Here is a 6944-nt window from a genome sequence, read left to right on the forward strand (position 1 = left end):
TTGACGGGTGTTTTTTAGCCTTACGGGGAGCCAAACCCGACGCGACTACACATCTCCCTGACGGCTCAAGTGCGCGACCAGACCTCGTGGACCACGAAAGCAGGAGAAAGAGGTCCGCATTCCCCTGACCCGATGAAATACCCCCACGAGTGCTGGGTGTTTTCATTGACTACCCCCAGCGGCCTTGGGGGTATTCTCGGGTTCCCCCCACGAGCACGACGGTCAAGAGCGACAGGGACATCGCGCCCGTGCCAGCGAACATCCTCACATCGCGTAAAAGAACGTCGCACTGCCCGCCACGAGCGACCAGCGATTCGCGCGTGTCGCACCCCAGAAGAGAGGTCAGACAAGCCGATGCTCAAGAAAAAAGTCAACCTGTGGCTGGTCGCCATCGGATTCTGCGCCATGCTCTACGGCTACAACGAACTGTCCCTGAGCCAGAAATCGTCTGCCGAGCCCGTGGCCATCACCTACGAGGAACTCGAAAAAGGGCCCCCAGAAAACCCCTATCGAATTCTGGGCAGTCACGTCCCTCTCGAGCTTCTCATCTACAGCTACAACCAGAATACCAAGCTGGTGAGCACGATCTACTACCCCATCACCTCGCAGGACAATCTCAGGAGTGCAGCCGCCCAGGTCAGCAAGGAAAAGAAGGTTCCGCTGAAAGGTCTGAAGAGCACAGACATCGTGAATGCTCTCGACATCCGTATCGTCATCAAGAAGAAAGTCGACATGAACGTGGACGAGGTGAAAGAGTTCGCCAAGAACTCGCCACCCGACTCGAATCTCAGCGGAATGATCATCAACAACATCGAGACCCTGGGACACAATGAAGCCGAATTGATCAAGTCGAGCCTCCCCCGCTTTGACAGCCAGAAAACCGTCATCTTCGAAGTTGACCGCAAACCCAGCTCAAAGCTGCTCTGCTATGCGTGCTTGGGAGGCGGATTTGCACTCATCATCGTCGGGCTCTTCTTCGGAAAACGAGTTGATTGAACAGAGAAAGAACCACCCCCTTCGCTCTGCTCGAATGACTGTTTAGAGGAGGATGGGGCTGGCGCCCTGTGGACGGAGGTTGCCGCACCCGACGGGCGCTGCCGAAAGCTGCTGGGCCCCGGCTCGGATCGATCCCCGCGAGCGCCGCGCGCCGCCGGCGGCGTGAAGCCAAGCCTGGAGCGCCAGGCGATGGCGCTTCGTCAGCGTGACCAGACGGCGAACACGCGCGTTACGGGGCGCGTCCCGATGGGCATCCTCCATGAGGGGCGCAAGCCCCCCCGCGCGCGCGGCGTCGACGTGCCTGTCGGCTCAGAGGGAGGCCACGCCGGCTCCGAGAAACGAGCCCATCATGGCCACCTTAGTTCTGGTTCACGGGATGTGGCACGGCGGCTGGTGCTGGCGCACCGTGGCCCGAGCCTTGCGGGCCGCGGGTCATGAGGTCTACACCCCCACGCTGACGGGCCTGGGGGAACGCTCGCATCTGCTCAGTCCGATGGCCGGCGTCAACCTGCACGTCGAAGACGTGGTGAACGTGCTGCGATTCGAAGATCTGAACGACGCCATACTGGTCGGGCACTCATACGGAGGAATGGTCATCACCGGCGTGGCCGGCCGCGTCCCTGAACGCCTCGCCACCCTGGTCTACATCGACGCCTACGTTCCCCGCGACGGTGAATCGATGCTGTCCCTGCGCGAGCCCGACGCCAACCGCCAGCTGCTCGCCCAGGTGCGCGATGCGGGAGCGGGCTGGCGAATGCCCCCTCCCCCTGTCGAGAACTTCCACCTCCAGACCGACGACGGGCGCAGCTGGGTGCAGCAGCACCTCTGCGAAGCCGCCTTCGCCGCCTACACCGAACCCCTGCGCGTCGCGCGCGAATGGACGGGACCCCGCGTGTACATCCGAGCGCAAGACCATCCGTGGGCGCCCTTCGACGCGGTGTATCAGCAGGCCATTGCCGACCCGCGATGGCAGGCGCATCTCGTGGCCGGCGGGCACGACCTCATGGTCGACGCGCCTGAAGAGGTTGCGCGCATCCTGCTGTCGCTGGCGCAGGCTGCGGAGTAACGGTTGCCGCGCACGCGCGCGGCTGCGCCGTGAAGAGAGGCGGGGGACGGGCGCGCAAACGGGGGGAATCACGGTCGGAAACATGCGTGCCAGGTTCACGAATGGCCAATCGAGACAAGTTCACATTGCGGTTCAGCGGGGTTTACCTCTTGGCAACGATGCGTTAACATGGGCCATGTACGATGGCCGCAGGGGCCCTGCCCCGAACTCGACGTGTGGAGGCGTTGCCGACGTGGACCAGCTCAAGAGAGACCTCGAGCAGATGGGGGCCGAGACCCGACAGTCCATCGACAAGCTGCGCGCCGATATGCGCGAGCGACACAAAGAGGTGTGCGAGAGCCTCGACAAGCAGCAGGCCGCGCTTAAGATGCACGACGAGGCCATCGGCGACCTCCGCGAATCGGTGGGTGAGCTCCGCGAATCGGTGGGTGAGCTCCACGAAACCGTCGAGACCCTCAAAGTGAACGTGAACAACCTTGAGACGTCTGTAGGCAAGCTCGAGACGTCCGTGGACGGCCTCACCCGGTCCAGTGCGGCCCAGGACGTGGCGCTTCAAGACACAAGGCGCTCCCTGATCCGCCAGAACCACACCCTCGACCAGGGCCTCGCCGCCGTGACCGACGACCTTGATCGTCACCGTCGGAGCGTGGGAACCGCCGTGTACGGGTACGTCGACGACGTGAACACCCTCAAGACCGAGATGCGAGGCCTCTCCGCACGAGTCGACGCCCTCGAGCGACGCACGCCGCCGGCGGCGTGACGTCGGGCTGGGGGCTGGTGCGAGAGCAGGGTGGCGCGACACGGGGAACTGCGGCGAGACTCGCGCCTTATAGCACCTCGAGCGCCATCTCCCAGGGCAGCGCCTGCACCGAACCGATGCATTGCGGGCGCGGATCGCGGCTGACGCAGAACAGCTCCGGATCTGTGAAGGCCGTCTCCAAAGCGAGAAGGCTGCGCAACTTGTCGGGCCGCACCTCGAGGCTCGACTTCACCTCGACCACTGCGAGGCGCTTCCCGGGGCGCTCGATGACGAGATCGACCTCGTTGCGCTCGGTGGCCAGATAGAAGAAGCGGTAGTCGCGTGAGCAGTACGCCTCGCGGCGCAGCATCTCCAGAATGAAGAATCGCTCGAACAGCTCTCCGTAGGCGCTGGTTCCAGGGACGGGCGCCATCGTCAGCTGGTGGCTCAGAGCACGGCTCACCCCCAGGTCGAAGAAGAGGAAGCGGGGGGCTTTGTGCACGCGCTTGCGCAGCGACCGCGTGTAGGGTTCCACGATGAACCCCACCAGGGTGTCCTCGAGGATGTGGTAGTACTCGCGCACCGTCTTCGGGTCGACGCCCACGTCACGCCCGATGGCCGCGAGGTTGATCGTCCGCCCGTCGTGCTGGGCCGCCACCTCGAGAAACTTGCGGAAGGGATCGAGCTGACGAATGAGGTGCTCGCCCCACACCTCTTCCTTCAGGTAGCCGTGGCAATACGCCTTCAGGTAGTCCGCGCGCTCGGTCTCCGAGAGGGCAGCGATGGCAGGCAGCGATCCCCATGCCAACACGCTCTCGAGATCAAAGGCGTCACCAAGCTCGTGCTGGGTGAGCGGGTGGAGGGTGCGTTCAACGGCGCGCCCCGCCAGCAGGTTGGCAGATCCTCTGCGCAGCTTGCGGGCGCTCGACCCCGTCAATACGAAGCGTCGGCGCGTCTCGAACAGACACTTGTGAACAACGTCGAGCAGGCGGGGCAGCTTCTGGATCTCGTCGATGACCACCGTGTCGATGGTGTCGGGCAGCGCCAGCACCTCACGGTAGAGAAGGTCCGGGTCACGCGCGTACGTCTCCTCCACCGAGGGCAGCAACAGGTCGATGAAACGGGTGGAGCCGGCCGCGAGGCGCTGATGCACGAGCGTGCTCTTGCCCGTGGCTCTCGGCCCGAAGAGAAAGAATGACTGGCGCGGGGGAAACTGAACCTGTCGAAGGAACATGTTCCCGATTTACGACGCAAATCAGGATCTTCCTCCATGAAAGAGCTTGGCGCCCCCCTCAGCGACGACGCCCCGTGTACTCGGTGAACACGACTCCGTTGCCCTCGCTGTCGGTGGCGTACACCTGGCGGTAGCCTGGCTCGTCGTCGACCCCCGCGGTCGACGTGATCGAATCGATGACCGGGAACCTCGACCCGTGCTTCTTCAGGTAGCGCATACAATCGTCGACCGATCGCACCCAGAAGCTGACGTAACCGTTGGCATGGCCTGGCCGCGTGGGCCCCTTGTAGATGCCGTAGACCGCGCGGTCGCTCCACCATCCGCGCCAGCCGTGGTCGCGGTAGGGCTTTCCCAGTCGAAGCACCCCGCTGTAGAAGGCCTGCGCCTTCTGGATATCAGCGACGGGCACCCCCGTGTAGTCGAACTCGAGAACCAGACCATCGTGCCGGTTGTCGCCGGCCACGACCCACTGGCACACGCGCCCCCGTGCGTCGAGCAGCATCGTCACCGACGCGCTCTCGCGAAAGGGGTGCGGGCCCACCCCCTCGAGGTTGACCAGAAAGGTGAAGAGCGTTCTCTGCCCCACCTTGCGCCGAAGCTCTGACGAGGCCGAGGCCACAATCTCCTTGTTGCGCGCATACTGCGGCCAGTACGCGTCGGTCAGCGCGCGCATGACCGCGCCTGCCCCACACGCGACGCCACGCGTGCGGATGCGACTGTCGTCGAACCAGCGAACATCCGGCGCGAACGCCTTCGAGAGCGCCGCTGCATCGTGTCGCATCCATGCCAGAAAAATGCGCCGGACCTCCACCGACGTCAGCCCTCGCAGGAGCGCCGTGGGCTGTCCGCCGCGCGTCACCCGCAGAAGCGCGAACAGATTGCCGTCGGCGTCGGTCGACACCATGCGGTCATCGCCACGCGGCGTGACGTGAACGGTGCCCTTCAGCTTGCTGCGCCACGGTGTGAGGTCAGGCACCAGAAAGACCCCGTAGCCGTTCGGCCAGTCGCGCCGGATCTCGCCGCCGCGCTCGAGGGTGAAGCGCATGCCTTGAAGATTGAACACGCAGCGCTCAGCCGTCACGCTCTCCGGCGTGCCCAGCAAAGGGCGGTAGAACGCCTCGGCGCGCTTCAGGTCGGTGACCGGGTACACGAATCCAAACGAGAAGGTCTGCTGCCCCGCCTCACCCGACGCCGGGTCGAAATCGAGGCTCCAGCTGTCGACCTGATGGCATATCTTCCACGACGGCCCGCTGCGCTGAAGCACCTGAAACACCAGGCCCTGATCGGTGTACTTCCAGCGCGTCCCCCCCTTCACCGAGATGGTGTACTCAGCCGTGGCGAACTCGCCATCGACGTGGAACCGCGCCTGCTCGATACGCATCGCCTCCGAGATCACCCCGCCCGGCCGCTCGAACGCCGACCACTCGCGCTTAAGCTCGCGTGCTACCTGCGCTGCACCCCGCTGGGCCGCCGGCGCGCGGCCGCTGTACCGCGTGACATCGGCTGACAGCATCGCCACGTATGCCGAACCATCTTGGTGCAGCCAGCGGTCCCACAGTCGCATCTCGAACGCCCGCAGCGAAGCGGTGTCAGCGGTCGAGCAGTCAGACGCGGCGATCTGCGAAGCGTCGAACGTGACGGGGCCCGCGAATGCCGTGCTCGTTGTGAGCGAGAAAAGTACGATGATCCAGACAAACGAGAGGGGCTGGACCCGACGCCAACGTGCACAGGCGCGGCCGCTGATCTCCGATCGCGAAGTTGACGAGATGGTGGCGGTTCTCTTGGATGCGGTCAAGAAGATGTTCGCGAGAACCGTCTGCTCGACTGCCCTCGTTCGCGCTGCCGCCGCACAAAGTCAGAGAGAAGTTCGGGCTGTTCGATAGCCTGCAGCAGACGAGCCGCCGCGTGCGAGGGGTTCCGCTCTCCCTGCTCCCACGACTGCACCGTCTTCAGCGAGACATGAAGCACGGCAGCGAAGCCGCTCTGGCTCATGTGCAGCTGCTGACGCACCCGCAGGACGTCGGCCGGACCGTAGTGAGGAGGGGGGGCGGGGATCTCGATGAGCGTCATGGGAAGCTCGATCTCGCCACGCGCGTGACGCAGTGCTTCGTCGAGCCCTTCCTTCAAGCGCTCTCCTAGTGGCTGCCTGTTCGGTCTCACGGTCATCTCCTATCGTCCTCTTCGCCTGTCGAGGGCTTCTCTTATCTGTTCAGCAATGGCGGCCATGACTCGACGATCGTCGGCGCTCAAGTCTTCCTGCTCTCCCTTTGCGTAGACATCAAGCAGGTAGAGCCGGTTGTGTCTGGGCACGTGCAGATAGATGATTCGAAGACCGCCGCGTTTGCCGTGTCCTCGACCCAACGTGGAGACGTTGCCGCCACAGGACAGATTCGAAGACCGCCGCGTTTGCCGTGTCCTCGACCCGTCCACCGAATCTTGCGAATGCCCCCTGCGCCTCTGATCACCGTGCCTGACAGCGGATCGGCCATCAAAAGCCCCCGAAACGCGGCGAACTCTGCGTCACTCGCGAAGTACTCCTCTCGCGCCGCGGCAGAGCCAGAGGTCTCCACGATTACATATTCCACGCAGACATTATCCCACAATGTGGGACCCTATACAAGAGTGCTACGATGCCATCGCAGGAGCCGAAACGCTCGAGATTCGCGTGCCCGCAATGTCGATGACAGGCGACCTCTGCCCAGCGTCCATCCCTCACGCGTTCGCACCGCCCTCCTGCGCCCGCGGCGTACGGCCGAATCACGTTCAGGCAATGTGGCCACGGCGATAGTCTCCACCTCTGCGGGGGACAAGCTACCAGGCGGGCACCACGGGCGGACGCGGAACCCTGTCCACCACGGCACCGTGGGGGACAAGCCGCAGTCCACCACGCCACCGTGGGGGACACCGCG

General features: G+C 64.2%; 6 protein-coding genes and 1 pseudogene. 3 read left to right on the top strand and 4 right to left on the bottom strand.

Annotated elements, in window-relative coordinates:
• Nucleotides 1-354: 354 nt before the first annotated feature.
• The 3 genes from EB084_16705 to EB084_16715 all read left to right on the top strand — a co-directional run bounded on the left by EB084_16705 (nt 355) and on the right by EB084_16715 (nt 2822).
• Nucleotides 355-996 carry a hypothetical protein gene (locus EB084_16705; protein ID NDD29898.1) on the top strand — a complete coding sequence of 214 codons (642 nt, stop codon included), beginning with the start codon at nt 355-357 and terminating at the stop codon, nt 994-996.
• A gap of 259 nt (nt 997-1255) precedes the next feature.
• Nucleotides 1256-2062, top strand: a complete 807-nt coding sequence (locus EB084_16710) for an alpha/beta hydrolase (protein NDD29899.1) — start codon at nt 1256-1258, stop codon at nt 2060-2062.
• 232 nt (nt 2063-2294) lie between these two features.
• Entirely contained in the window at nt 2295-2822 is a 528-nt protein-coding gene (locus EB084_16715) for a hypothetical protein (protein ID NDD29900.1), read from the top strand.
• A gap of 67 nt (nt 2823-2889) precedes the next feature.
• On the opposite strand, the gene EB084_16720 is transcribed toward EB084_16715, so the two are convergent.
• The 4 genes and pseudogenes from EB084_16720 to EB084_16735 form a co-directional block, all read right to left on the bottom strand.
• Entirely contained in the window at nt 2890-4035 is a 1146-nt protein-coding gene (locus EB084_16720; GenBank protein ID NDD29901.1) for an ATP-binding protein, read from the bottom strand.
• A 58-nt stretch (nt 4036-4093) separates the two neighbouring features.
• Nucleotides 4094-5830 (bottom strand): hypothetical protein, encoded by a 1737-nt coding sequence (locus tag EB084_16725; GenBank protein ID NDD29902.1) that lies wholly within the window; start codon nt 5828-5830, stop codon nt 4094-4096.
• Complete coding sequence (locus EB084_16730) at nt 5827-6201, bottom strand: helix-turn-helix domain-containing protein (protein NDD29903.1); 375 nt, start codon at nt 6199-6201, stop codon at nt 5827-5829. The genes EB084_16725 and EB084_16730 overlap by 4 nt, the downstream gene beginning before the upstream one ends.
• 3 nt (nt 6202-6204) lie before the next feature.
• Nucleotides 6205-6608 (bottom strand): annotated as a pseudogene (locus tag EB084_16735) (hypothetical protein).
• Nucleotides 6609-6944: the final 336 nt, after the last annotated feature.

The sequence above is a fragment of the Pseudomonadota bacterium genome (genome assembly GCA_010028905.1).
GTDB lineage: Bacteria > Vulcanimicrobiota > Xenobia > RGZZ01 > RGZZ01 > RGZZ01.